At 61.7% G+C, this 21,110-nt stretch carries 25 protein-coding genes, 1 tRNA gene and 2 pseudogenes; 6 read left to right on the plus strand and 22 right to left on the minus strand.

The genetic code is table 11. The features are described 5' to 3' along the window. Positions 1-485: 485 nt before the first annotated feature. The gene (locus HAP48_RS38590; RefSeq protein WP_224496775.1) at positions 486-893 is read right to left on the minus strand and encodes a hypothetical protein; all 408 of its coding nucleotides are present in this window, start codon (positions 891-893) and stop codon (positions 486-488) included. Between the two features lie 254 nt (positions 894-1,147). Between HAP48_RS38590 and HAP48_RS38595 the strand changes: the two genes are divergently transcribed. After that, positions 1,148-1,420 (plus strand): hypothetical protein, encoded by a 273-nt coding sequence (locus tag HAP48_RS38595; protein ID WP_166205102.1) that lies wholly within the window; start codon positions 1,148-1,150, stop codon positions 1,418-1,420. Between the two features lie 32 nt (positions 1,421-1,452). Here HAP48_RS38595 and HAP48_RS38600 read toward each other — a convergent pair whose 3' ends face one another. Continuing rightward, positions 1,453-1,686 (minus strand): hypothetical protein, encoded by a 234-nt coding sequence (locus tag HAP48_RS38600; protein WP_166205103.1) that lies wholly within the window; start codon positions 1,684-1,686, stop codon positions 1,453-1,455. Between the two features lie 479 nt (positions 1,687-2,165). Here HAP48_RS38600 and HAP48_RS38605 point away from each other — a divergent pair, with 479 nt between their 5' ends. After that, positions 2,166-2,675 (plus strand): nuclear transport factor 2 family protein, encoded by a 510-nt coding sequence (locus HAP48_RS38605; protein WP_166205104.1) that lies wholly within the window; start codon positions 2,166-2,168, stop codon positions 2,673-2,675. A 200-nt stretch (positions 2,676-2,875) separates the two neighbouring features. Here the strand turns inward: HAP48_RS38605 and tnpC (HAP48_RS38610) are convergent. From tnpC (HAP48_RS38610) to HAP48_RS38685, 16 genes and pseudogenes are all read right to left on the minus strand, one after another. Continuing rightward, positions 2,876-4,384 (minus strand): annotated as a pseudogene (tnpC, locus tag HAP48_RS38610) (IS66 family transposase); the annotation flags it as partial. Positions 4,385-4,459: 75 nt separating this feature from the next. Next, positions 4,460-6,133 carry an IS66 family transposase gene (gene tnpC, locus HAP48_RS38615; protein ID WP_166204039.1) on the minus strand — a complete coding sequence of 558 codons (1,674 nt, stop codon included), beginning with the start codon at positions 6,131-6,133 and terminating at the stop codon, positions 4,460-4,462. Positions 6,134-6,179: 46 nt separating this feature from the next. After that, positions 6,180-6,527, minus strand: a complete 348-nt coding sequence (tnpB, locus tag HAP48_RS38620) for an IS66 family insertion sequence element accessory protein TnpB (protein WP_063676425.1) — start codon at positions 6,525-6,527, stop codon at positions 6,180-6,182. After that, positions 6,524-6,919, minus strand: coding sequence for an IS66-like element accessory protein TnpA (tnpA, locus tag HAP48_RS38625; RefSeq protein WP_166204038.1), 396 nt, complete (start codon positions 6,917-6,919; stop codon positions 6,524-6,526). Before tnpA (HAP48_RS38625) ends, tnpB (HAP48_RS38620) begins: the two co-directional genes overlap by 4 nt. Positions 6,920-6,927: 8 nt before the next feature. Beyond that, a complete protein-coding gene (locus HAP48_RS38630) occupies positions 6,928-7,131 on the minus strand; it encodes a hypothetical protein (RefSeq protein ID WP_166202830.1) in 204 nt (67 codons plus the stop codon). A 47-nt stretch (positions 7,132-7,178) separates the two neighbouring features. Continuing rightward, positions 7,179-7,526 (minus strand): IS66 family insertion sequence element accessory protein TnpB, encoded by a 348-nt coding sequence (gene tnpB, locus HAP48_RS38635; protein ID WP_165124204.1) that lies wholly within the window; start codon positions 7,524-7,526, stop codon positions 7,179-7,181. After that, complete coding sequence (gene tnpA / locus HAP48_RS50255; RefSeq protein WP_166205105.1) at positions 7,523-7,924, minus strand: IS66-like element accessory protein TnpA; 402 nt, start codon at positions 7,922-7,924, stop codon at positions 7,523-7,525. The genes tnpB (HAP48_RS38635) and tnpA (HAP48_RS50255) overlap by 4 nt, the downstream gene beginning before the upstream one ends. A gap of 223 nt (positions 7,925-8,147) precedes the next feature. Beyond that, positions 8,148-11,729: a beta strand repeat-containing protein gene (locus HAP48_RS38645; protein WP_166205106.1), complete on the minus strand. Its 3,582-nt coding sequence runs from the start codon at positions 11,727-11,729 to the stop codon at positions 8,148-8,150. 927 nt (positions 11,730-12,656) lie between these two features. Continuing rightward, the gene (locus HAP48_RS38650; protein ID WP_166205107.1) at positions 12,657-12,899 is read right to left on the minus strand and encodes a hypothetical protein; all 243 of its coding nucleotides are present in this window, start codon (positions 12,897-12,899) and stop codon (positions 12,657-12,659) included. 165 nt (positions 12,900-13,064) lie between these two features. Beyond that, positions 13,065-14,150, minus strand: coding sequence for a YihY/virulence factor BrkB family protein (locus tag HAP48_RS38655; RefSeq protein WP_166205108.1), 1,086 nt, complete (start codon positions 14,148-14,150; stop codon positions 13,065-13,067). A 2-nt stretch (positions 14,151-14,152) separates the two neighbouring features. After that, positions 14,153-14,653 carry a hypothetical protein gene (locus HAP48_RS38660; RefSeq protein WP_210292741.1) on the minus strand — a complete coding sequence of 167 codons (501 nt, stop codon included), beginning with the start codon at positions 14,651-14,653 and terminating at the stop codon, positions 14,153-14,155. Positions 14,654-15,026: 373 nt separating this feature from the next. Then, positions 15,027-15,470 carry a hypothetical protein gene (locus HAP48_RS38665; protein ID WP_224496776.1) on the minus strand — a complete coding sequence of 148 codons (444 nt, stop codon included), beginning with the start codon at positions 15,468-15,470 and terminating at the stop codon, positions 15,027-15,029. Between the two features lie 4 nt (positions 15,471-15,474). Continuing rightward, positions 15,475-15,696 (minus strand): annotated as a pseudogene (locus tag HAP48_RS38670) (hypothetical protein). Between the two features lie 33 nt (positions 15,697-15,729). Continuing rightward, positions 15,730-16,578, minus strand: a complete 849-nt coding sequence (locus HAP48_RS38675) for a hypothetical protein (protein WP_166205110.1) — start codon at positions 16,576-16,578, stop codon at positions 15,730-15,732. Positions 16,579-16,812: 234 nt separating this feature from the next. Further along, positions 16,813-17,061 carry a hypothetical protein gene (locus HAP48_RS38680; protein ID WP_166205111.1) on the minus strand — a complete coding sequence of 83 codons (249 nt, stop codon included), beginning with the start codon at positions 17,059-17,061 and terminating at the stop codon, positions 16,813-16,815. 102 nt (positions 17,062-17,163) lie between these two features. Continuing rightward, positions 17,164-17,239: transfer RNA gene (locus tag HAP48_RS38685), tRNA-Trp, on the minus strand. A 569-nt stretch (positions 17,240-17,808) separates the two neighbouring features. Here HAP48_RS38685 and HAP48_RS38690 point away from each other — a divergent pair. After that, entirely contained in the window at positions 17,809-18,027 is a 219-nt protein-coding gene (locus HAP48_RS38690; protein WP_166205112.1) for a calcium-binding protein, read from the plus strand. An 8-nt stretch (positions 18,028-18,035) separates the two neighbouring features. After that, positions 18,036-18,857: a class I SAM-dependent methyltransferase gene (locus tag HAP48_RS38695; protein ID WP_166205113.1), complete on the plus strand. Its 822-nt coding sequence runs from the start codon at positions 18,036-18,038 to the stop codon at positions 18,855-18,857. A 73-nt stretch (positions 18,858-18,930) separates the two neighbouring features. Here HAP48_RS38695 and HAP48_RS38700 read toward each other — a convergent pair whose 3' ends face one another. Next, positions 18,931-19,125 carry a hypothetical protein gene (locus HAP48_RS38700; RefSeq protein ID WP_029082614.1) on the minus strand — a complete coding sequence of 65 codons (195 nt, stop codon included), beginning with the start codon at positions 19,123-19,125 and terminating at the stop codon, positions 18,931-18,933. 284 nt (positions 19,126-19,409) lie between these two features. Between HAP48_RS38700 and HAP48_RS38705 the strand changes: the two genes are divergently transcribed. Further along, entirely contained in the window at positions 19,410-19,628 is a 219-nt protein-coding gene (locus HAP48_RS38705) for a hypothetical protein (protein WP_166205114.1), read from the plus strand. 37 nt (positions 19,629-19,665) lie between these two features. On the opposite strand, the gene HAP48_RS38710 is transcribed toward HAP48_RS38705, so the two are convergent. The 3 genes from HAP48_RS38710 to HAP48_RS38720 form a co-directional block, all read right to left on the minus strand. Continuing rightward, the gene (locus tag HAP48_RS38710) at positions 19,666-20,139 is read right to left on the minus strand and encodes a hypothetical protein (protein ID WP_224496777.1); all 474 of its coding nucleotides are present in this window, start codon (positions 20,137-20,139) and stop codon (positions 19,666-19,668) included. Positions 20,140-20,175: 36 nt separating this feature from the next. Next, on the minus strand, positions 20,176-20,340 hold the full coding sequence (locus HAP48_RS38715; RefSeq protein ID WP_166202833.1) for a hypothetical protein: 165 nt from the start codon (positions 20,338-20,340) through the stop codon (positions 20,176-20,178). Between the two features lie 84 nt (positions 20,341-20,424). Then, complete coding sequence (locus HAP48_RS38720; RefSeq protein WP_166205115.1) at positions 20,425-20,685, minus strand: DUF3551 domain-containing protein; 261 nt, start codon at positions 20,683-20,685, stop codon at positions 20,425-20,427. Between the two features lie 232 nt (positions 20,686-20,917). Here HAP48_RS38720 and HAP48_RS38725 point away from each other — a divergent pair, with 232 nt between their 5' ends. Beyond that, positions 20,918-21,103 (plus strand): hypothetical protein, encoded by a 186-nt coding sequence (locus HAP48_RS38725; RefSeq protein ID WP_166205116.1) that lies wholly within the window; start codon positions 20,918-20,920, stop codon positions 21,101-21,103. Positions 21,104-21,110: the final 7 nt, after the last annotated feature.

Consider the following 21,110-nt stretch of genomic DNA (forward strand, 5'->3'; position numbering starts at 1 on the left):
GTCGCTCGTGTTCGTGTCCGGACCAGGTCCGCAATTGGCCGGGTATCGGATGGGTAGGATTACTCCCGCCCGGCTCGCCGGAAAACGATATCTATTCTCCGTCTGAATTGGCTGGCCAAGCGAGGCCATTAGCAAATCAGCAAGCAGGTCGGCGCAGGCTTTCCGGAGGGACGGGACCGATGGGGATCGTAGAGTACGGTCACGTTTCGGGAGGAGCTGGCGCGCGGCCCTGGCGCCGGCTCTTCTTCCAAACGTTTGTGTGAGCCAAGCAACAGCCGTTTGGCGCAAGTCCTGCTAGGCTATTGATACTGGGAATTCAGGGCCCCAGCGCTGGAAATGACAGGGCGCCGCCGGGACAAACCATTTCGGGCCCGGCGGCGTACTTTTACAAGTTGCATCGAAGGCCCAGCGTCACGCGGCCTGCCATCCGCTGAATATCCGCAAAGAGCAAGGAGACGATAGGATCGGCGTAGCTTCCGCTGATATCATTGATGCTCTGATGAGACGAAGGTCTGATCATCCTCCGGTCCCGGATCGTTAGGTTGGCTGCGTTCATCGTCGCCAACCGTAGCCTTGGTTTCGATCTGCTCCAGGCTGTCGCTCGCGGAAACTGCCCGATCATCATCGAAGCGAGCCAATGCCGCTTCGACGAGGTCGATCTCCTCGCGAAGAATGCCGCTCAAGACCGATGGCTGGAAACCGGGAACGCTCCTGGTCTGAAGGTCGTCAAACAGCCGCTTGCGATGGTCTCTGATCTCTTCGAGCGCTCGGCGATTCTTCAAAGACACGTAGCCAGCGATGATTTGCTCTATGGCGTTCATCGGAAAACCCAAACTAAAATGATTAACGTAATACAATCGTTCCATTAAAGCGGCCACGGTGCTTACTGACAAGGCCCCGTCCTCAACTGTAGGTCGCTAGCGCTAATCGGCCGCCCGGCCTAACGCTGATGGTAATCAATTTGGGACATGCCTCCTGGCACAAAGTGCATAGTAGGCAAGTGCTCGTATTTTCCACCTTCCCTCATCTACGCGACGCATTGCGGGTGAGCCACGATGAAACGACCAAAACGCTTGATCTAAAGAAGGCACGTCGAGAGAATGCGACTGCACCGGGGCGGGCGCGCGCATCATTGGGACCTTGAGGAATGATCGACGACAGAAATGGCGAAGCGGCGACCGAGTACAGTCCTGCCTTCGTCATCTTGGTGGATGGCTACATTACCCAGGGTAACCTAGCGGCGCTTCAAGGCCTCCGGTCTATCTACACCGCGGCTACACGCAGACCGCTTGTTTCCAGCCGAGAGGACAACCTCAGCCTCATTGCAATCTTCAAAGCGCGCCTCGAACTCCTGGATGAGGCCATCACCATGGTCAGTCTCGACGCGCTCAAGCGACGTCTCATAAAAGAACGATTATGAGATGCACATTGCAACAACCGCTGATCGGACGACTACGTTCGATCTCGCTTCGACTCGGCAACCAACTCAAATTTCGAGCGCAGCTCTCTGCAGATGCGCTCGAGCCGATCATGTAATTCGTAGAGATCTTGCGGCGCGGCGACCACAGTTGTGCGAAACCCGAGCCGCTTGTCCTCGCTGATTTGAAAGAAGGCGGTCAATCCAAACCGTTCCAGGATCAATTCATGAAGCTGGTCTTTGGTGATCTTTTGCTTTTGTAATGACATTGAAAAAAGCCGATCTCTAAAATTCCTTCCTTTTGCTTTTTGCGCAGCACTCCTGCAAGCGCTTTGTAGCATTCCCCGTAATTGCCCGGGCCCGCAGCCACCCCCTCCGGTGTAATCATCTGGTGGCTTGCAGAACGATAGCCTCACTCTCTTGGTGGCTCCGAATGTATGTCGCGTTTCGCGCTCTGGAGTTCGGCTAGCAAGTCCCTGATGTCGTGCAACGTAAGCGGATCGGAGATGCGCCCGGCAAGCTCCGTGAGGTGCCCGATTTTCTTATCCAACTCTGCGCATCGCGCGCACATGGGGCGATTGCTCCTGCGTTCGAAGCAAGTAAAACCGGTTGCGCTCTTTTCCTCAAGGACCGCCGACGAGCTGCCTCCCAAAGAATATGGTTATTCCGTATAGGCCCCGGCCTGGAAATGCTCTAAATATCACCTGGAGAGAACGGCATTTAGGTGGGGAATATGTCCTGTGACCCGATGGCCGCCGCCATTGATTGGCTGGATGCTTACCGCTCGCGCGACCTCGATACTCTCATGTCATTGTTTGGGGACGAAGCGATCCTCGAATGCACCTGTTGTGTTTCCGAGACGGTCGTCGGGAAAGAGCCGTTGAGGGCATTTTGGCCTGAACGCTTCAAAGACTGTGGCGTTTCGATCGAGGTGCACGACTTGGTGCCCGAAAGCGATGGGGCTTCAATTTCCTATATCGCTCGCGACGAGCTGGTGATGGCCACCTTGAAGCTCGCCCCCGATGGCAAGATCGCCTTCATGCGATGGGGCCGTCCGCCCATGCTATCAGAAAAGCCGTTGGATGCACCGATCGACGAGGAGTTTCCATTTTTTGTATTGGAACGGATCGACGGAATTTATCGAGACCTGCTTAGCCCGTTTGGCTCGCTGAATGAAGCGCTCTCCAACGTGAAGAACTCACCACCTGGCGAATACGCAATCTTGCATCTGGGCGAGATCGTTTGGCCGCAAAGGTAGTGCCTCAGTTCGTTTCTGCGTTACCGCATTCCCGACATTGGCGGCCGCACTGCGTTGCAGTCAGCGCTAGAAAAGCTTCACCGGCTCTTCTTAATTTGTGTGAACGAAGCAACAGTTGATGGGTACGCATACGACGAGGACCGCGTGATGGACGCATGCGCGCGGGTACGGCGAGCTCTATGATGGCGTTTGCGTGAAGGTCAGGCGGCCTGCTGATCGGCGGGCTTGTCGGCTTGGCGCAGGAGCTTCCATTCCCAGGGCAGCAATTCGTGCAGACGCGATGCGGGAAGATCGGCGATACGGGCGAGGACGTCGGCGAGCCAGGCTTTCGGATCGACGTCGTTGAGACGACAGGTCGTGATCATCGTCAGCATGATGGCGGCACGGTCGGCACCACGCTGGCTGCCGGCGAAGGTCCAGTTGCGCCTTCCCAAGGCGATGCCTCTCAATGCGCGCTCAGCACAATTGTTGGTCAAGCAGATCCTGCCATCGTCGAGGAAGCGGGCGAAGTCGTCCCAGCGCCTGAGCATGTAATTCATAGGCTTCAGGACCTCGGAGGAGCGAGAGAGGGTTTCGCGCTCACGCAGCAACCAGGCGTGCATGTCCCCGAGGAGCGGCTTGCTCTTTTCCTGGCGCACGGCGCGCCGCTCTTCGGCGCCGCAGCCGTTAATGGCGCGCTCGATCTCGAACAACACATCCAGGCGCCTGACCGCCTCCAGCGCGATCGGAGAGACCGGTTTACCTCTCTTGCCTTCCCGGGCATTCTTCTCGATGTCAGCCAGCTCGAAGAAGCCCCGCCGCGCATGGGCGAAGCAAAACGCCGGCGTAATCGGCAGCACCTTCTTCTGCGGGTCGAACAGCGGCTCGAAGCCGTTGTAGCAATCGGCTTGCAGGATGCCGGCGAAGGCGGCCAGATGCTTCTGCGGATGCTCGCCTCGTCGGTCGCTCGAGGCGTAATAGACCGCCGCCGGCGGCGCAGGCCCGGCAAAGGGCCGGTCATCCCGCACATAAGTCCAGATCCGCCCGGTCGTGCACTTGCCCTTCGCCAGGATACGGATGGTGGTGTCATCGCCATGAAGGCGCTCAGCAGCGAGCACATGGCGTTCGATCAAGTGGAAGAGTGGCATGACGGCGAAGGTCCCGTGGCCGACCTGGTCGGCCAGCGTCGACAGCGGCAAATCGATCCTCTCGGCCTTAAAGCGCGCACTCTGGCGGTTGAGCGGGATATGCATGCCGAACTTGTCGAACAGGATCGTCGCCAGCAATTGTGGGCCGATGAAGCCGCGCGGCGTGGCATGGAACGGCGCAGGCGGCTGGCTGATCTTCTCGCAATCGCGGCAGGTGAACTTCTCGCGCACTGTCTCGATGACCTTGAAGCGACGCGGGATCTCCTCCAGCGTCTTGGTCACATCCTCGCCGACCTTCGCCAGCCGCGATCCGCCGCAGCAGGCGCAGCTCGTCGGAGCGTCAATGACGACGCGCTCGTGTTCGATGTCGTCCGGCCAAGGCTTGCGCACCGGCCGCTTGCGCGTGAAGGGGCGGACGTTCTGCGTCTTCGCCGCTGCGGCCTGCGCCGCAAGCTCATCCTCGCTCGCCGTGGCGACGAGGTCTTCGAGCTCCAGTTCCAACTGCTCGAGCAGCCGCGCCGTGCGCTCGGAGCGCTGCCCGTACAGTTCGCGTTTGAGCTTCTCGATCCGCAGCTCGAGAGTACGCATACGACGAGGACCGCGTGATGGACGCATGCGCGCGGGTACGGCGAGCTCTATGATGGCGTTGCGTGAAGGTCAGGCGGCCTGCTGATCGGCGGGCTTGTCGGCTTGGCGCAGGAGCTTCCATTCCCAGGGCAGCAATTCGTGCAGACGCGATGCGGGAAGATCGGCGATACGGGCGAGGACGTCGGCGAGCCAGGCTTTCGGATCGACGTCGTTGAGACGACAGGTCGTGATCATCGTCAGCATGATGGCGGCACGGTCGGCACCACGCTGGCTGCCGGCGAAGGTCCAGTTGCGCCTTCCCAAGGCGATGCCTCTCAATGCGCGCTCAGCACAATTGTTGGTCAAGCAGATCCTGCCATCGTCGAGGAAGCGGGCGAAGTCGTCCCAGCGCCTGAGCATGTAATTCATAGGCTTCAGGACCTCGGAGGAGCGAGAGAGGGTTTCGCGCTCACGCAGCAACCAGGCGTGCATGTCCCCGAGGAGCGGCTTGCTCTTTTCCTGGCGCACGGCGCGCCGCTCTTCGGCGCCGCAGCCGTTAATGGCGCGCTCGATCTCGAACAACACATCCAGGCGCCTGACCGCCTCCAGCGCGATCGGAGAGACCGGTTTACCTCTCTTGCCTTCCCGGGCATTCTTCTCGATGTCAGCCAGCTCGAAGAAGCCCCGCCGCGCATGGGCGAAGCAAAACGCCGGCGTAATCGGCAGCACCTTCTTCTGCGGGTCGAACAGTGGCTCGAAGCCGTTGTAGCAATCGGCTTGCAGGATGCCGGCGAAGGCGGCCAGATGCTTCTGCGGATGCTCGCCTCGTCGGTCGCTCGAGGCGTAATAGACCGCCGCCGGCGGCGCAGGCCCGGCAAAGGGCCGGTTATCCCGCACATAAGTCCAGATCCGCCCGGTCGTGCACTTGCCCTTCGCCAGGATACGGATGGTGGTGTCATCGCCATGAAGGCGCTCAGCAGCGAGCACATGGCGTTCGATCAAGTGGAAGAGTGGCATGACGGCGAAGGTCCCGTGGCCGACCTGGTCGGCCAGCGTCGACAGCGGCAAATCGATCCTCTCGGCCTTAAAGCGCGCACTCTGGCGGTTGAGCGGGATATGCATGCCGAACTTGTCGAACAGGATCGTCGCCAGCAATTGTGGGCCGATGAAGCCGCGCGGCGTGGCATGGAACGGCGCAGGCGGCTGGCTGATCTTCTCGCAATCGCGGCAGGTGAACTTCTCGCGCACTGTTTCGATGACCTTGAAGCGACGCGGGATCTCCTCCAGCGTCTTGGTCACATCCTCGCCGACCTTCGCCAGCCGCGATCCGCCGCAGCAGGCGCAGCTCGTCGGAGCGTCAATGACGACGCGCTCGTGTTCGATGTCGTCCGGCCAAGGCTTGCGCACCGGCCGCTTGCGCGTGAAGGGGCGGACGTTCTGCGTCTTCGCCGCTGCGGCCTGCGCCGCAAGCTCATCCTCGCTCGCCGTGGCGACGAGGTCTTCGAGCTCCAGTTCCAACTGCTCGAGCAGCCGCGCCGTGCGCTCGGAGCGCTGCCCGTACAGTTCGCGTTTCAGCTTCTCGATGCGCAACTCGAGATGAGCGATCAGCGCCTCGGTATCCGACAGTTTCGCCTGCGCATTCGCGGCTTGCGCCTGCCAGTTGGCGGCCTTCGCCTCGGCTTTCTGTCGCGCCTCACGCTCGGCCTGCAGCGCCGCCAGGGCACTGACAAGGTCCGATGGAAGATCATCCGGCTTCGATATCATGGAGCCATTGAATCAGATCGAGCCGCAGATTCAAACCGTAAAACGACTATCCGACCCGCGTCGGACGCTGGGTTTCTTGAGGGTTGCGCCAATCGATCCCGGACAACAGATAGCTCAACTGCGCCGGAGAGATCGTTACCGATTCACCAGCAACCGATGGCCAGATGAACCTGCCTCTCTCGAGTCTTTTGGTGAACAAGCAGGCGCCCTGGCCATCGTGCCAAATGACCTTCAATAGATCACCGCGTTTGCCCCGGAAGCAGAAAAGACCGCCGCCCATGGCGTCGCGCTTGAGCACTTCCTGCACGCGCAGAGCCAGGCTCGGAAAGCCGCACCGCATGTCGGTATGGCCCGTCGCCAGCCACACCCGCACGCCCGTCGGGATCGGGATCATCGGCGCGCCAGGCCCCGAGCAATTCGAACGACCGCCTCGATATCCGCACCGGGGCCGAAGACCACGCGCAGCCCCTGAGGGCTCACGATTTCGATCTGACCTGTCTCGACAGCTTCCGTCGTTGGCGGCGTACTTGCCGCAACTATCGCAGGGACGAATGTCGGGCCGATCGAATCCTCTTCGGCCGGATCATGACAGGTCCAAGCCTTGCGCCAGCTCAGCAGAAGCTGACGTGATATCCCATACCGGCGAGCCGTCGCCGACACCAGTCGTGGCCCCGAGAAGCTCTCCTCTACGATTCTGAGCTTCTCCGCACGCGTCCAGCGTCGCCGCCGACCGGTCTCCACCAAATCCATGCGGCTCAGCACCGCACTGTCCTTATGTACGTCCATAAGGACAGTCAGCTACAGATCGGAAAAACTCGCAAGACGGCCGCCCTCGGACGGATACGCTCGAGATGCGCGACCAGCGCCTCGTTGTTCGACAGCTCCGCCTGCGCGCTGGCAGCCATCGCCTCAGCTCGCAGCCGCGCCTCACGCTCGGCCTGCAGCGCCGCCAGGGCACTGACAAGGTCCGATGGAAGATCGTCCGGCTTTGATATCACGAAGCCATTGAATCAGATCAAGCAGCAGATTCAAACCTGCAAAACGACTAACCGACCCGCGTCGGACGCTGGGTTTCTTGAGGGTTGCGCCAATCGATCCCGGACAACAGATAGCTCAATTGCGCCGGAGAGATCGTTACCGATTCACCGGCAACCGATGGCCAGATGAACCTTCCTCTCTCGAGTCTTTTGGTAAACAAGCATGCTCCCTGGCCATCGTGCCAGATCATCTTCACAAGATCGCTGCGGCGACCGCGGAAGACGAACAGATGACCGCTGAGCGGGTCTTTGCGCAACACCTCCTGCACTTGGAGTGCCAACGACGGAAAGCCTCTGCGCATATCCGTGTAGCCTGTCGCGAGCCACACTCGCGCGCCTGTCGGAACCGGGATCATCGGCGCACCAGGGCATCGAGAACTCGCCGCAGCGCGTCTCCATCAACGTCACCGTCGACCCGGATGCGGTGTCCGCTACCGAGATCAATCTCGATGATGCCCTGGCTCCTCCGTCGACGCGCCGGCGCCGTCGTCAATGGCGCTTCGGCCACATCCCGCGGCGGCACAGACGGCCCAATCTCGACCGGCACCAACGGCGCTACACTCGTTTCACCGTGCTTGCAAAGCTCTTTGCGCCACCTGAACAGCTGGCTCACATGAAGGCCGGCCATGCGAGCCACCTCGGAAACAGTGGCTCCGGGCTCGAACGATGCTGCAACTAGCCGTTCCTTCTCATCCTGTGACCACCGACGCCGCCGCTCGACCGATGTGATCACCTCTGCCCGCGAAATCGTCATAGCGCTTCTCCTAGGATTACCCCTAGGACCTGCAGCGCTCGCGTCCGTCAAACAAGGCGGCCCTCAATGGAGGGATACGTTGATGGGCGTGATCCTCGCCGCGCTATCGGCACCGGGAATTCACGGCCCAGCGCTAGACGTTTGAAAACAGGAAGGCCGCCTCGACGGGCGGCCTTCTTTTGTACGTTGGACGATCAAGTTCAAGCGATCACGGCGTCGGTCCTCAGCTGAACTTGAACATGCTCGCGTCCAGCTGTCCCGGCGCGACGCCGATCAGCCAAACCGCGCTGCCCGCGGCGTCGGTGATGATCGTGGTGTTGATCCCGGCAACGTAGGTCTCGTGGGCCTGGACATCGGCGAATGAATGCAGCGATGTGCCCGCGAAACGCACGAAGTCATTCACTCCGCCTGTATTGAAGTCCTGGATGACCATGATCTCCTGGCTGGAGTCGCTGATGTTGAAGGTATCCGCGCCAGCGCCCCCCCAGGCATAGTCGACCCCGCCGCCGCCAGTGATGTTGTCGGCTCCGGTGCCCATCAGGAACACGTCGACGCCGCTGCCGCCGGTCACCGTGTCGCCGCCGTTGGAGCCGTAGACATAGTTTTGGCCAGAACCGCCGTAGATGACGTTGCCGTCGGTCTCGCCCGACGAGATGAAGATGTTCAGGCCCGAACCGCCGAACATCGTATCGACGCCGGTGCCGCCGTAGAAGTAGTTGGTGCCTTGCCCGCCATAGAGGTAGTCGGCACCTGCTTCGCCGTACATCACGTTGACATCGCTCGCGGCAGTCCCTCCCGAGCCAATCAAGGTGTCGGTGCCGGCGCCGCCGAACAGATAGTTGAAGCCGGAACCGCCATACTCCACATCATTGCCGTCCTCTCCCAGCAGAACGTCGAGACCGGCGCCGCCGATCAGAACGTCATTGCCGGCTCCGGCATAGATGTAGTCGTTGCCGTCGCCGGCATCGCCATAGTCGTCGCCGTTGCCGAGAACGAGGATGTCAGCTCCAGCCCCTCCGTAGGCGGTATCATTGCCGTCGTTGCCGTAGAGGGAATTGTTGCCGGCGTTGCCTGTCAAAACATTGTTCAATGCGTTGCCGCTGCCGGTGAGATTACCGGATCCGTCCAGGATCAGATTCTCGACGTTGGCGGTCAGGGCATAGGTGATGGTGGTGTGAACGGTGTCGGTGCCCTCGCCGCTGTTTTCGGTCACCACATCGCCGGCATTGTCGACGAAATAGGTGTCGTTGCCGAGCCCGCCGGCCATCGTGTCGGCGCCAATTCCGCCGTCCAGCGTGTTGTTGCCGGAATTGCCGGTGATGACGTTTGCAAGCCCGTTGCCGGTGCCGGCGAGATTGCCGGATCCGTCCAGGATCAGGTTCTCGACGTTGGCGGTCAGGGCATAGGTGATGGTGGTGTGAACGGTGTCGGTGCCCTCGCCGCTGTTCTCGGTCACCACATCGCCGGCATTGTCGACGAAATAGGTGTCGTTGCCGAGCCCGCCGGCCATCGTGTCGGTGCCGATTCCGCCGTCCAGCGTGTTGTTGCCCGTGTTGCCCGTGATGACATTCGCGAGCGCGTTGCCGGTGCCGGCGAGATTGCCGGTGCCGTCCAGAATCAGGTTCTCGACGTTGGCGCCCAGAGTATAGTTGATCGTGCTGTGAACGGTGTCGGTGCCTTCGCCACTGTTCTCGGTCACCACATCGCCGGCATTGTCGACGAAGTAGGTGTCGTTGCCGAGCCCGCCGGCCATGGTGTCGGCGCCTATCCCGCCGTCCAGCGTGTTGTTGCCGGAATTGCCGGTGATGACGTTTGCAAGCCCGTTGCCGGTTCCGGCGAGATTGCCCGAGCCGTCCAGGATCAGGTTCTCGACGTTGGCGGTCAGGGTATAGTCGATGGTCGAGTGAACAGTGTCGGTGCCTTCGCCGCTGTTCTCGGTCACCACATCGCCGGCATTGTCGACGAAGTAGGTGTCGTTGCCGAGCCCGCCGGCCATGGTGTCGGCGCCGATCCCGCCGTCCAGCGTGTTGTTGCCGGAATTGCCGGTGATGACGTTTGCGAGCGCGTTGCCGGTGCCGGCGAGATTGCCCGAGCCGTCCAGGATCAGATTCTCGACGTTGGCGGTCAGGGTATAGTCGATCGTGCTGTGAACGGTGTCGGTGCCCTCGCCACTGTTCTCGGTCACCACGTCGCCGGCATTGTCGACGAAGTAGGTGTCGTTGCCGAGCCCACCGGCCATCGTGTCGGCGCCAATGCCGCCGTCCAGCGTGTTGTTGCCCGTGTTGCCCGTGATGACATTTGCGAGCGCGTTGCCGGTGCCGGCTAGATTGCCGGTGCCGTCCAGGATCAGGTTCTCGACGTTAGCGCCCAGAGTATAGTCGATCGTGCTGTGAACGGTGTCGGTGCCCTCGCCGCTGTTCTCGGTCACCACATCGCCGGCATCGTCGACGAAATAGGTGTCGTTGCCGAGCCCGCCAGCCATCGTGTCGGCGCCAATGCCGCCGTCCAGCGTGTTGTTGCCCGTGTTGCCGGTGATGACATTTGCAAGCGCGTTGCCGGTGCCGGCGAGATTGCCGGTGCCGTCCAGGATCAGATTCTCGACGTTGGCGGTCAGCGTATAGTCGATGGTGCTGTGAACGGTGTCGGTGCCCTCGCCGGGGTTCTCGGTCACCACGTCGCCGGCATTGTCGACGTAATAAGTGTCGTTGCCGAGCCCACCGAGCATCGTGTCGGCGCCAATCCCGCCGTCCAGCGCATTGTCGCCCGCCCCGCCAGTGATGAAATTTGCGAGCTCGTTGCCGGTGCCCGAAACATTGGCAGAAGTCGTAAACACGAGGTCGTCGACGTTTTCAGCGAGCGTGTAGTTGAAGTTGCCTATGACGATCGCGGTGTCGATGCCCTCTCCCGGATTCTCGGTAATGACATCGCCGGCATTATCAACAACATAGATGTCAGCGCCGAGCCCACCGGCCATGGTGTCGGCGCCAATTCCGCCGTCCAGCGTGTCGTTGCCCGTGCCGCCTGTGATGACATTCGCGAGCTCGTTGCCGGTGCCAGCGAGATTACCCGATCCCTCCAGGATCAGGTTCTCGACGTTTTGCTCCAGAGTATAGCTGACGGTACTGTGAACTGTGTCGGTGCCTTCGCCACTGTTCTCGATCACCAGATCGGCGACATCGTCGACGAAATAGGTGTCATCGCCGAGTCCACCGGCCATCGTGTCGACGCCAATTCCGCCGTCCAGCGTGTTGTCGCCTGCGCCGCCAGTGATGAAATTTGCGAGTTCGTTACCGGTGCCCGAAACATTCGCAGAAGTCGTAAACAGGAGGTCGTCGACGTTGGCAGCCAGTGTGTAGTCGAAGTTACCTATGACGATCGCGGTGTCGATGCCCTCTCCCGGATTCTCGGTAATGACATCGCCGGCATTATCAAGAATATAGATGTCATCGCCCAAGCCGCCTACGAGCGAATCTGCCCCACCCGAGCCGTCCAGCAGGTTGTTACCGCCATCGCCGATCAAGGTATCGTCGAAGTTCGAGCCACTCAGCCCTTCTATCGAAGTGTAGGTGTCCCCGGCCGCAAAGCCCGTGTTATTGCCCGGGTTCAGCAGGCTTGCCACAACCCCGGTGCCGGAGTCGCTGTAGGATGCGAAGTCGGTTCCGGTCCCACCGTCAAGCGAGTCGGCGCCATCGCCGCCGATCAGGGTGTCATCGCCGCCAAGTCCCGACAGCGTGTCATCTGTGTTCGAACCGTTGGGTGTTCCGATCAGGGTGTCTGGACCTGACGTGCCTGTAAATGTTGCCATGGCGAAATGCTTTCCCGTCATCAATAGTGGCTGTGCAATGCGCGTAGTCTGCAGAACTCAGAAATCGGCAGAAGAACCTGCGTGTTAATCACCGAACCAGAATGAACCGCTCGAGAGTCCAGGAATGCGAACGCCGTACAGCAGCGAAAAGCTGCTGGGCTCAGGTAGCGGGTCGAGCTGATCAGGTGGCGGAAATCCAATCGAGGCCGTTCAGGCGGATTGGAGCGGCAATGAAAAATCTCCCCACTCAATATGCAGTGATGGATTGAACAATGAAAAAGACAATTTAGGCGGGAGATTTAGAGGTAGTCCCTGGCCAACGGCTTGACATTAAGTACGAGACGATGCTGCGGAACTCGCCCAGTGCGGCAATTTGTCAGTGGCGCAGGGTTCGCGTCTCGGGAACCTGGAACGCGAGAACTCCGCATCACGAGAATTCGCTCGTGCTGCTGCGCGCGGCTCGTTGGGACGGTTGATGCCGTTTCGCGCTCACGCGTCGGCCGGATCAGGCTGACAATCGATGGCAGCCGGCGCTACGCCATCATCGCCCCTGTTCCCGTCTGTCTCAGCCATATCCGCTGAACGCCTCGATCCCGTTAGCTCGGTCCGAAAATCATATAGACCAGCATCACGCCCACGATGGCGGTCCAGCCGATCGATGCGACAACGGTCCACACCTGCAGGGGCATCGGACAATCTCTTTGCAATCAATGAAGCAAAATCATTCAAGCAATACGAAGAGGCCGCTGGCGCTGGACAGCGGCCTCCTGAACCTGACCTAAAATGAACGCCTTGGAAGTAAAAATATTCGCCTCAGGTCCGCCATTATTAGATCGGGAAATTGCCACACAGTGAAGTCCGAAACGCACCAACGCCAACGGAACTCTTGCGGCGTTGCGGGCGCGACACACCTTCTGCGGCCTGACTTCAGGCGTCGGTCAGCGGAAGCTCGCCCTGACCGCCCGTCCAGTCGATGATGTCGACCTGGAGCCCTCGCCTTAGCATCTCGGCCTCAAGACTGCCGGCATGCCGTTTCCACTCGGGCGTCGAGCGGACCCGGAATTTTGGCTCTTCGCCGTATGCCTCGAATTCATCGTCGGCCGCGAGCGCGCCGCGGACGGCTTCATACATCATCTTCAAGCTGGCGTCGGTGAAGGCGCCGTAGTCCATCGGTCGTCTCCTGTAACGCTGTTGTAACGCTGTCAGACGCAAAAAGCCGCCACGCTGCTACGCGTGGCGGCCTTCTGCAAGCGGCCCATCCAGACGGCCTGGAACGAACCTTGTGTGAGTCGGGTTAATGAAAGCTTGCCGGTGCAGCGGCGAACGTCGGTCTCGCTATGACGGCCGGCCGACCGTGTCGGCCATTGTTGCGCCACGCGCTCCGAGCGGCTTGCGACGGCCCTCGGTCGAATCGATGACGGTCTGATGCTCGATCTCCGAGTTCAGTTCCGCCCCGCACAGCACGATGATGGCGGACATCCACATCCAGGTCATCAGGCCAATGGCCGCGCCAAGCGAGCCGTACGTCGCGCTGTAGTCGCCGAAATTCGCAAGGTACCAAGACAGCAGTGTCGAACCCATCAGCCACAGCACGGCCGCAACGACGGCGCCGACGCTCAGCCATTGCCAGCGCGGCTTGGTTCGGCTCGGGCCGTAGCGATAGAGCACCGCGAGCGCGACGAGGAGCAGGACGACCAGGATGGGCCACCGTCCGAACCGGATGATGAGTTCGGCCCGTGTGCCCAGTCCGACCTGCTGCAACAGAAGCGGGACGACGACCACCGCTCCCACCATCAGCATAATCGATAAGAGGGCGGCGATCGTGAACGTGAGTGTCATCAGGTTGAGTTTGATGAAGCCGCGCTTTTCCTTTTCCTCATAAACGACGTTGAGCGCATCGAAGACCGCCTTCATTCCAGCGTTGGCGCTCCAGATCGCGATCAACAGACCGACGGCAAAGGTAAGGCCGAGTGTCGAGGTCCCCTTCGCGAGCACACGCGCGATCTGGTCCTGGACGATGGCAAATGAACCTTCCGGCAGCATCAGCGCCAGGCTTTGCAGATTGGCTGAGATCGTGGACGGATCGGCGAACAAGCCGTAACTCGAGACCAGCGCCGTGATGGCCGGAAAGATCGCGAGCAGCCCGTAGAACACGACGCCGGCGGCGGTCGCCAGCAGCCGGTCCTCGTCGATCTGCTGATAGGTACGCAGCAGAATGTCCTTCCAGCCGGCGGCCGGAATCTGAAGCGGCGTGTGAGCCAACCGTCCACGCTCTTGCGTTTCGATGAGCACCGGCTCGGCACCCCGCTCCTGGACAGGCGGCGTCTGCGATCGGAACAAGTGGCGATAGATCGCCAAAGTCGCCAGCGCGGTTGCACCAGCTAGCATCAGGTCGTTCGGCCAATTCGAGCGCGGAGCCATCGCTAGTCCTGAATGGCGTCGCGCGGACGCTTGAAACGCGAAGCGGCAAACCAGCCGGCGAGCATAGCGGCAGCCGCGGCGGCCAGTACCTGGGTGGTAAGATCGGCGTTTACCCCTGCTCCCGACCGCGAGGTGGCGATCAAGCGCGCCGCCACGGGCACTGCGATCGCTCGCTTGAGCATATCGGCTTGCCGGCTTGGCCGCGGGGCGGCGGGCGCTGGACGCGCGAGCAGCCCGCGGCCTGTCCCCAGCCCCAGCAGCCCGAGGAGGAGAAAGACGCCCCCGATCGCGGCATAGGCGATCCAGATGCCGTAACGCAGCTCGAGAGCATGGAAGGCCGCGGCACCTCCGATCCCGATCGCCACCAGAAGCGACACCGCGCCGACGAGCATGAAGCCGCATGCCAGCGCGTAGCCGGTCACCAGACGCCCAATCCATTGTCGCAAGTCCGCGAGGTAAGATCGGGCGATCACGCTGAGTGACGGTCGGGCGTTGGCGCGCATGGCGGTGTCCACTGCAAGTCGGCATCGGACAACCCGGCAGGATGATCGACGTTCCCCACCCCGGCGCGTGTGACGCCCCCGGCCGCGTGGCGCCTGCGTCGGTGAGCATTGCGGTGTCCAAGAGCCGCTGTTTCGCGGCGTCCGCATCGGCCGGCTTCGCGTTCGCGCTGACCGTCAGTTCGACGATCGGATGCACAGCATCGCAGATGTCGACCTGTTTCGAGACGTGCACTTCGGGTGCGGGACGTGCCTCAATCCGCGAGTCCTCGCGCAAATGCTTCAGAATCTGTTCGCCGCGCGCTCGATCGGCCTGCCCGCACGGACCGGGAAGGACGTGGACACCTTCACTGTGGCCGGCGAGCGAACCGTGGGCTTAATGGGTGGGAGGAAGCGTCGCGCGTAGCGGAAAGGAACTCGGGAATGGCCGCGCCACCATGAGCGTCGCGCGCTCATCGGTTTCCAATGCGATCTTCTGGGCAAGCATCACGTCGCCCGCCACCAGAGAACCTGCAGGCCGGAAGCACCAGCCGAGCACAACGCGGTCGCTGCCGTCCATCTCATAGACATTGGTCGACGTGCCGTAGCAGATCCGATATCGCTTGCCGGACTCCGAGCCGATGACGTCGAAGCGGTTGCATTTCTCGAACTGCGACCGCTGCTCCGGCGACAACCATGCGGACATCAGCGCCAGCCCGCGCGCCTCCTTTCGTTCATAAGCCTGCCAGCGCTCCCAGATCGCGGCCATCGTCGCACGCAGCGCGCCGGCGCCGCACTGCAGCCTGGACAGCAGAGGCACGGTGCGCAGACGGGCCATCATGGCGTCAGCCGCCGACCAGCCTGGGATAGAACAAGGTTTCCTCGGCGGTCGGATCCAGCGCGCGGACGAGCGCGGCTTCGCCGGACGATCTCCGCACGGCGGCGGTCTAGCCGTCCGACGTCAGCTCTATGAAGCGCGCATTCGCCCAAGCCAGTTGCTCGCTGTCCTCGGGATCGAAATGCTGCCTTGTGTCGCCGGTGTGATCCATGACCAAAATCGTTGCCATCATCGTCTCCATCGAAGCACATTCACGGTTGCATCAGACCACCGGCACTGGGTTCGTTGGCGTGCCGCCCATCCACTCCGGCAGCGCCGCGCCGTCGCGGTGCCGGCCGCCTGCACAGGCTGCGGCCCAGGCCGCGACCGCGCCGAACAACAGCGCCGCCGCAACCGAGAATGCGAGGATTACAGAGCTGCGCCGCGATCGCTGGATGGCGGTTTTGGCATCACCGATGACACTGTCGACGCGCTTCTCGGCCTCGGCAGCGGGCAGACCGGTCGCGGCCGCGACCTGCTGGATCAGATAGCCGCGATCTTCGGTGCTGACGCCGCTGTGGCCGGAGCTGGTCAGCAGGATGCGGCCTGCCTCGGCCCGCTCGTAACCGATGTCGAGATTGGCCGGACGCCGCAGAGACCGGTACAGACGGTCGAGTTCGACGCTCAGCAACGGCTCCGCGGCCGTGGCAGCAGGCCGGCTCTGGACCGCCGGGCGCACGGCCGACAGGCCAACCAGCGCGATGATTGTCCCGCCCACGATAACGGCGAGCGCCCAGGCGGTCAGCCCATGAAGTCCGTCGTTGCTTTCGACCACGTCGGCCAGCGTCGCGCCGATCACACGTTGCGTTCGGCCCGCGATGTAGCCGCCTACGCCAAAGCTCACCAGGGCCTGAAGGATCAGGAACAGCCCGGATAGCAGCGCGAGCGCAGCCGATGCATCACGCCACGATGGCGAGCTCGAACTCACACCCAATCCAACTGCTGCTCCGAAGCTGATCAGGATCAGCGACAAGGCCGAAGCGGCGAGCGCGCCCGCGAAAATCGGACTCCATTGCAGCCGCAAGCCGCCCTTATTGTCGACGACGTCGGCAACGCTTCGATCAGTGTCCATGATGCGCCTACCGCAATCCAAAGAACGACAGTACCGCAAGAATGACCACGATCAGTCCGACCAGATAAATCAACTGGTTCATGCAAGCCTCCTCCGCTTAATTCCGTCCAGACAATCTGGCCGAGAAGCCAAAGTTCCTAGCTGTACGAGCAGGCACATGCGTTGCGGACCACGAAAAAGGGCCCCGCCGAAGCGAGGCCCTCGTTGTTTACCGCAAGATGTGCTCGGGACTTGCTAGTCGTCCCAGTCACGATCGCGGATCATGAAGCCGCGGTCCCGGTAGTAGTCCCGATGATGGTTATACCAGCCGCGGTGCCAGCCACGGTCGTGCTCCCGGTACACGATGCGCGGGCCACCATATCGATCGCCGTAGTAGCCGTGGCCGCCGCCGATGTAGACGCCCACACCCTGCGCGCTGGCAATGGTCGGTGCCGCTATCGAGAGTGCCGCAGCCGCGGCAAGAGCGTAAGTAAGCTTCGTCATGGCATGCTCCTTTCTACTGCACCGAGATAACGATCGGCGTCCGCGCATGTTGCAGGAACACGATCGGAACTTTCCTGAACAGCTATTCAGCCTGATGCAGGGTGGCGGGAGCGCCACGCCTCGAACCTGGAGCCTCCGGCTTTGGAGACCGGCGCTCGTCCACTCGAGCTTCACTCCCGAATTGGTCCCGCCTGTCGGAATCGAACTGAGCGTCCCCGGGTCCACAACCCGGTGTCCGGTGCGGTACCGCCTCCACCGCGGAATCACGGGCCGTGAAAATTTTGCCAGACGTCTCCGCGCTCGCTCGAAAGTCGATGACTGAGCGCATCGCTTGGCACGTTTCCCGCGCCGGCGCGGTCTCCGTCGGATCAATCGCTGCCCGCCACGGACTGAGATTCGAGGGATCGTACGAGCCTCTCAGGAGTTGGCCGAGGCAACCTGTCGAGGTGAGCGAATGGCATCCAACCGGTCGTGCTGGCTGCCACGGATGTATCGCAGGTTTGTGACAATTCAGCCGGAGAGCGCTGATCAGCAAGCGATTGGGCGCCCTTCCGCTCGCGCTGGGGGCGAGATAAGTTTGCTTTCGTTTTCGGCGATAACGCTTAACGCGTGTGGAACGTGTCCGGCGACGTCAAGACCAACATCCTTTGCGGCCAGCGTCATCGATCGAGCTAGCATCGATGGCATGCGGTCCGCGTCAAGGCGCGGCACAGGAGCACGCGCGAGCGCGATAACAAGGAAGGTACGATGGCGACTTGCGATGGAACATCCGGGAACGACGTCATCGTCGGCGGCGACGACAATCACGTTGTCAATGGGTTTGGTGGCGACGACAATCTGTCAGGCGGCATCGGTATCGACTCGATCTACGGCGGCGATGGAAACGATGTCGTGTACACGTCGGTCTGGTTGAACAACGCAACCGCGAGCACGGTCACCGCGGCGAATTTCTCGATCGTGAGCTAGGCCCTCCGGTGACCAATCAGACCGCTCTCGACGCCGACAACATGGAATTCTGGCAGCACGTCTGCGGGACGAAGGCGGCGAAACTCTATGGTTACGAGGGCTCCGACGCGGTTTCGATCGGCAATTTCGACCGATGGTTTTTCCAGTATTATCCCTATCTGCGGCGCTTCATCCCGTTCGATCAACTGGCGGGAAAGTCCGTTCTCGAGATCGGCCTTGGTTACGGTTCGGTGTCGCAGGCCGTTGCGGCCGCGGGCGCGCAATTGACCGGCCTCGACATTGCGGCCGGTCCCGTCAACTGGTTGCGCCATCGACTTGCGCTGGCCGGCTTGCCGGGGCAAGCGATCCAGGGCTCAGCCCTCGATATTCCGTTCCCTGAAGGCAACTTCGACCACGTCGTGACGATCGGCTGCCTTCATCACACCGGAGATCTGAAGAAAGCGATTTCAGAGGTGCACCGGGTCCTTCGTCCCGGGGGAACGGCAATCATCATGGTCTACAGCGCGACGAGCCATCTGCGCTGGCTGAAACACCCCGCCGAGACCTGGCGCTATGTCAGGTCGGTTGCCGCCGGGAGTGACGAGCCGCTCGCCCTCGACAAGCATGGCCGGGCCGACTTCGACGCCGCCCCTGATGGACGCGTCGCGCCGGAAGTCGTGCTTGCCTCAAAGACCGCATTCTCGCGCATGTTGAACGCATTCAAGAAGCACACGATCCGTCGCACCAATGTGCCGGATCATCCGATTGTCGGCCTCATTCCGCGCGACTGGCGAGTTCAGACCGAAGGCCGGCTGTTCGGAACTGATCTCTATGCGACCGCGCGGAAGTAGGACCGCAGCGACTGTCCCCCCCTATACCAGGATTATCTGCACGGCCCTCGGGCCATGCCGGTGCCTCCCCTCGTCACAGCCTCAGGCATCGAAACAATTGCGCGAGCGCGGTGTTGGCAGATTGGGCGCGGCGTTCGAGGACCTCGGCCGCGGTGGCGTAATTGCGCGCTAGTATCTGCAGCGCGCGGCGCGCGTCCGGCAGCGTGGATTGCTTCGCCATCTCCAGGCACTGGTGCTCGAAGTAGCGAAGCTCCTCAAGTTCGGTCATTGCGATTCGTCCGATTAGGTTCTGCATTGTCGAACTCACTGCGCCCGCGACCTAGTGAAAGTTTGGCAAGATTGTTGCGGGGGCCGGACTATCTGGTCCGAGTGTTTCTGGATGCATGATTTGATAATCACCGCTCCGTGACCGGCCCGCCCCGAGTTGCGCAGATCGACAAGTGCGCCTGATCGCTTTGGGATATCGGAGCCTTGCCTCGCACGCATCGTTGCGAGACATTTCATTGGAGCGGGCCGCGGCCGGCGCGGCATCGATTTGGCTTTGTTGAACAGATGAAGAAGCGCGATTGGGCCTTCGTGGCCGCCTGTGTGGCAGGTGCCGTGCTGTTCGGTGTCTGGAGCTTCCAGATGGGTCTCGCGTTTCATCGATCCCGACAGGGCGCGACCGATCTCTCCAGTTCGCAGCGGCGTAGCCAGGACGGCGCCTCCGCGCGCAGCCCGGCCCGGCTGCAGGCCGACGACGGCGATGAGCAGGCCGGGCAGCCGCGATAGCGGAGCACTCGCGGTCTTCACCGCACGTCGCCCCGGATTAGGCCCAGGCAAGACCGGGTATGACAGCGGCGTCCTCCTCGTCGGTGCTCGCGCGCGTGGACCGCTTGCGGCGGATGGTGTCGCTTGCGCGACGGTGACGGATATCGAGCCTGCGCAGCGCCGTCGGCAGACGCCGCAGCATCCAGCTGATCGAATCGATCGCCTGGCGGACGACGGCCAGCACGGTCGCCGCGCGCGTGAAGAAGCCGATCAGGAAGATCATCGAGAAAATGTCGATATAGGCCAGCACATCGCCAACCAGCATCAACTCGGGAGGAAGCGGAATCCGGTGCCAATAGGCGCCGATCAAGATGACGACCGGGATCAGCGCAATCAGCTTGCGCAGCGTCAGCCGGTCGAGCAAGGCAGCGAGCTCCACCACCAGAACCTGCCAGAGCCAGTCGCCAAACGCGGCCGGCCTGTCAATCGTCCAAGTTTGCCAGATTCGTTTCCACATTGCGGCGTCAGCCATCCCTCGGGTGCAAGACTCGGGTGCAAGACCGGCACGCTACGACTTCGACGAGGCCCCGCCTGCGTCGCCCTCGACCGCCCCGCCTTCCACGTCGGTGGAACCGGCCGATGGAAAGATGCGCTCGTAGTTCGCCCGGGCCTCGCGGATCAGACGCGCGCGCTCCCGTTCAGACTTCGAGACAAACCTGATGATCTCGCCCATGTGTTCTCCAAGGGGGTAACTATCCGTCCACTAGCAATGCAATCATCGTGCCTGACGACCGCAAGGCCTGCGTCCTGGCGCCTCTCAGCGGATCGCCCGCGGCGCCATCCGCTGCTGGCTGAACGCGACGCGCGGGTTGACGCCGCAATAGGCATCGCGGCCTGACGCCGCCGCCTGGCACTGCTGGTAGGTCTGGTACCCGCAGTAGCCGGGATACCCCTCCTGCTTGCCCTGGATGCACCACGGATAATCATAGGGATCGGCGACCGCCGGCGATGCGGAGCCGACAATCCAGCTCGTTCCGAGCGCCGCAAACGCCAGAATTGCCCAATTCGTCCTGCGCATGATCCTGCTTCCTTCCTCAATCGGCACCCAGCTACTGATGTAGGTACGCCGGCGAGATGTGCGAGGTTTCCGGTCGCCGCCTCAAGAAGCTGTGAGCAAGAGTTGTAAGGAAGGTTCAAGACCCCTTTTCAGCATGAACGGGGCCGGCTGATCCGGGATGGCTATGAGAACAAGGGTATCAAGAGCTTCCTCGGCAGGCCAAGTCAAAGGAGTTGTTCGCCAAGGAGGCCTCTTGAAGAACCAGCAGGAGTACTTCGCGGTGACCGCGAGCATCTTCCTTGCCAGCAAGGATTCCGGGCACGAGCCCTACACGCGCGCCATGCTCAAGGAAAAGATGCCGGACTATTACAAGTATGTCGTCGGCCTGTTCGGCGCCGATCCCGAAGAAACCAGCGTCACGCCGGTCGCCCCCCGCTAACTGAGTT

Origin of the sequence: Bradyrhizobium septentrionale (assembly GCF_011516645.4) — a bacterium.
GTDB classification, from domain to species: domain Bacteria; phylum Pseudomonadota; class Alphaproteobacteria; order Rhizobiales; family Xanthobacteraceae; genus Bradyrhizobium; species Bradyrhizobium septentrionale.

What these genes read in the sequence shown, in the direction of transcription:
- HAP48_RS38595 (WP_166205102.1), top strand. Translation starts at nt 1,148, where the DNA reads ATGATCGACGACAGAAATGGCGAAGCGGCGACCGAGTACAGTCCTGCC.
- HAP48_RS38600 (WP_166205103.1), bottom strand. Translation starts at nt 1,686, where the DNA reads ATGTCATTACAAAAGCAAAAGATCACCAAAGACCAGCTTCATGAATTG.
- HAP48_RS38605 (WP_166205104.1), top strand. Translation starts at nt 2,166, where the DNA reads ATGGCCGCCGCCATTGATTGGCTGGATGCTTACCGCTCGCGCGACCTC.
- tnpC (WP_166204039.1), bottom strand. Translation starts at nt 6,133, where the DNA reads ATGATATCGAAGCCGGATGATCTTCCATCGGACCTTGTCAGTGCCCTG.
- tnpB (WP_063676425.1), bottom strand. Translation starts at nt 6,527, where the DNA reads ATGATCCCGATCCCGACGGGCGTGCGGGTGTGGCTGGCGACGGGCCAT.
- tnpA (WP_166204038.1), bottom strand. Translation starts at nt 6,919, where the DNA reads ATGGACGTACATAAGGACAGTGCGGTGCTGAGCCGCATGGATTTGGTG.
- tnpB (WP_165124204.1), bottom strand. Translation starts at nt 7,526, where the DNA reads ATGATCCCGGTTCCGACAGGCGCGCGAGTGTGGCTCGCGACAGGCTAC.
- tnpA (WP_166205105.1), bottom strand. Translation starts at nt 7,924, where the DNA reads ATGACGATTTCGCGGGCAGAGGTGATCACATCGGTCGAGCGGCGGCGT.
- HAP48_RS38645 (WP_166205106.1), bottom strand. Translation starts at nt 11,729, where the DNA reads ATGGCAACATTTACAGGCACGTCAGGTCCAGACACCCTGATCGGAACA.
- HAP48_RS38650 (WP_166205107.1), bottom strand. Translation starts at nt 12,899, where the DNA reads ATGGACTACGGCGCCTTCACCGACGCCAGCTTGAAGATGATGTATGAA.
- HAP48_RS38655 (WP_166205108.1), bottom strand. Translation starts at nt 14,150, where the DNA reads ATGGCTCCGCGCTCGAATTGGCCGAACGACCTGATGCTAGCTGGTGCA.
- HAP48_RS38660 (WP_210292741.1), bottom strand. Translation starts at nt 14,653, where the DNA reads ATGCGCGCCAACGCCCGACCGTCACTCAGCGTGATCGCCCGATCTTAC.
- HAP48_RS38665 (WP_224496776.1), bottom strand. Translation starts at nt 15,470, where the DNA reads ATGATGGCCCGTCTGCGCACCGTGCCTCTGCTGTCCAGGCTGCAGTGC.
- HAP48_RS38675 (WP_166205110.1), bottom strand. Translation starts at nt 16,578, where the DNA reads ATGGACACTGATCGAAGCGTTGCCGACGTCGTCGACAATAAGGGCGGC.
- HAP48_RS38680 (WP_166205111.1), bottom strand. Translation starts at nt 17,061, where the DNA reads ATGACGAAGCTTACTTACGCTCTTGCCGCGGCTGCGGCACTCTCGATA.
- HAP48_RS38690 (WP_166205112.1), top strand. Translation starts at nt 17,809, where the DNA reads ATGGCGACTTGCGATGGAACATCCGGGAACGACGTCATCGTCGGCGGC.
- HAP48_RS38700 (WP_029082614.1), bottom strand. Translation starts at nt 19,125, where the DNA reads ATGACCGAACTTGAGGAGCTTCGCTACTTCGAGCACCAGTGCCTGGAG.
- HAP48_RS38705 (WP_166205114.1), top strand. Translation starts at nt 19,410, where the DNA reads ATGAAGAAGCGCGATTGGGCCTTCGTGGCCGCCTGTGTGGCAGGTGCC.
- HAP48_RS38710 (WP_224496777.1), bottom strand. Translation starts at nt 20,139, where the DNA reads ATGGCTGACGCCGCAATGTGGAAACGAATCTGGCAAACTTGGACGATT.
- HAP48_RS38715 (WP_166202833.1), bottom strand. Translation starts at nt 20,340, where the DNA reads ATGGGCGAGATCATCAGGTTTGTCTCGAAGTCTGAACGGGAGCGCGCG.
- HAP48_RS38720 (WP_166205115.1), bottom strand. Translation starts at nt 20,685, where the DNA reads ATGCGCAGGACGAATTGGGCAATTCTGGCGTTTGCGGCGCTCGGAACG.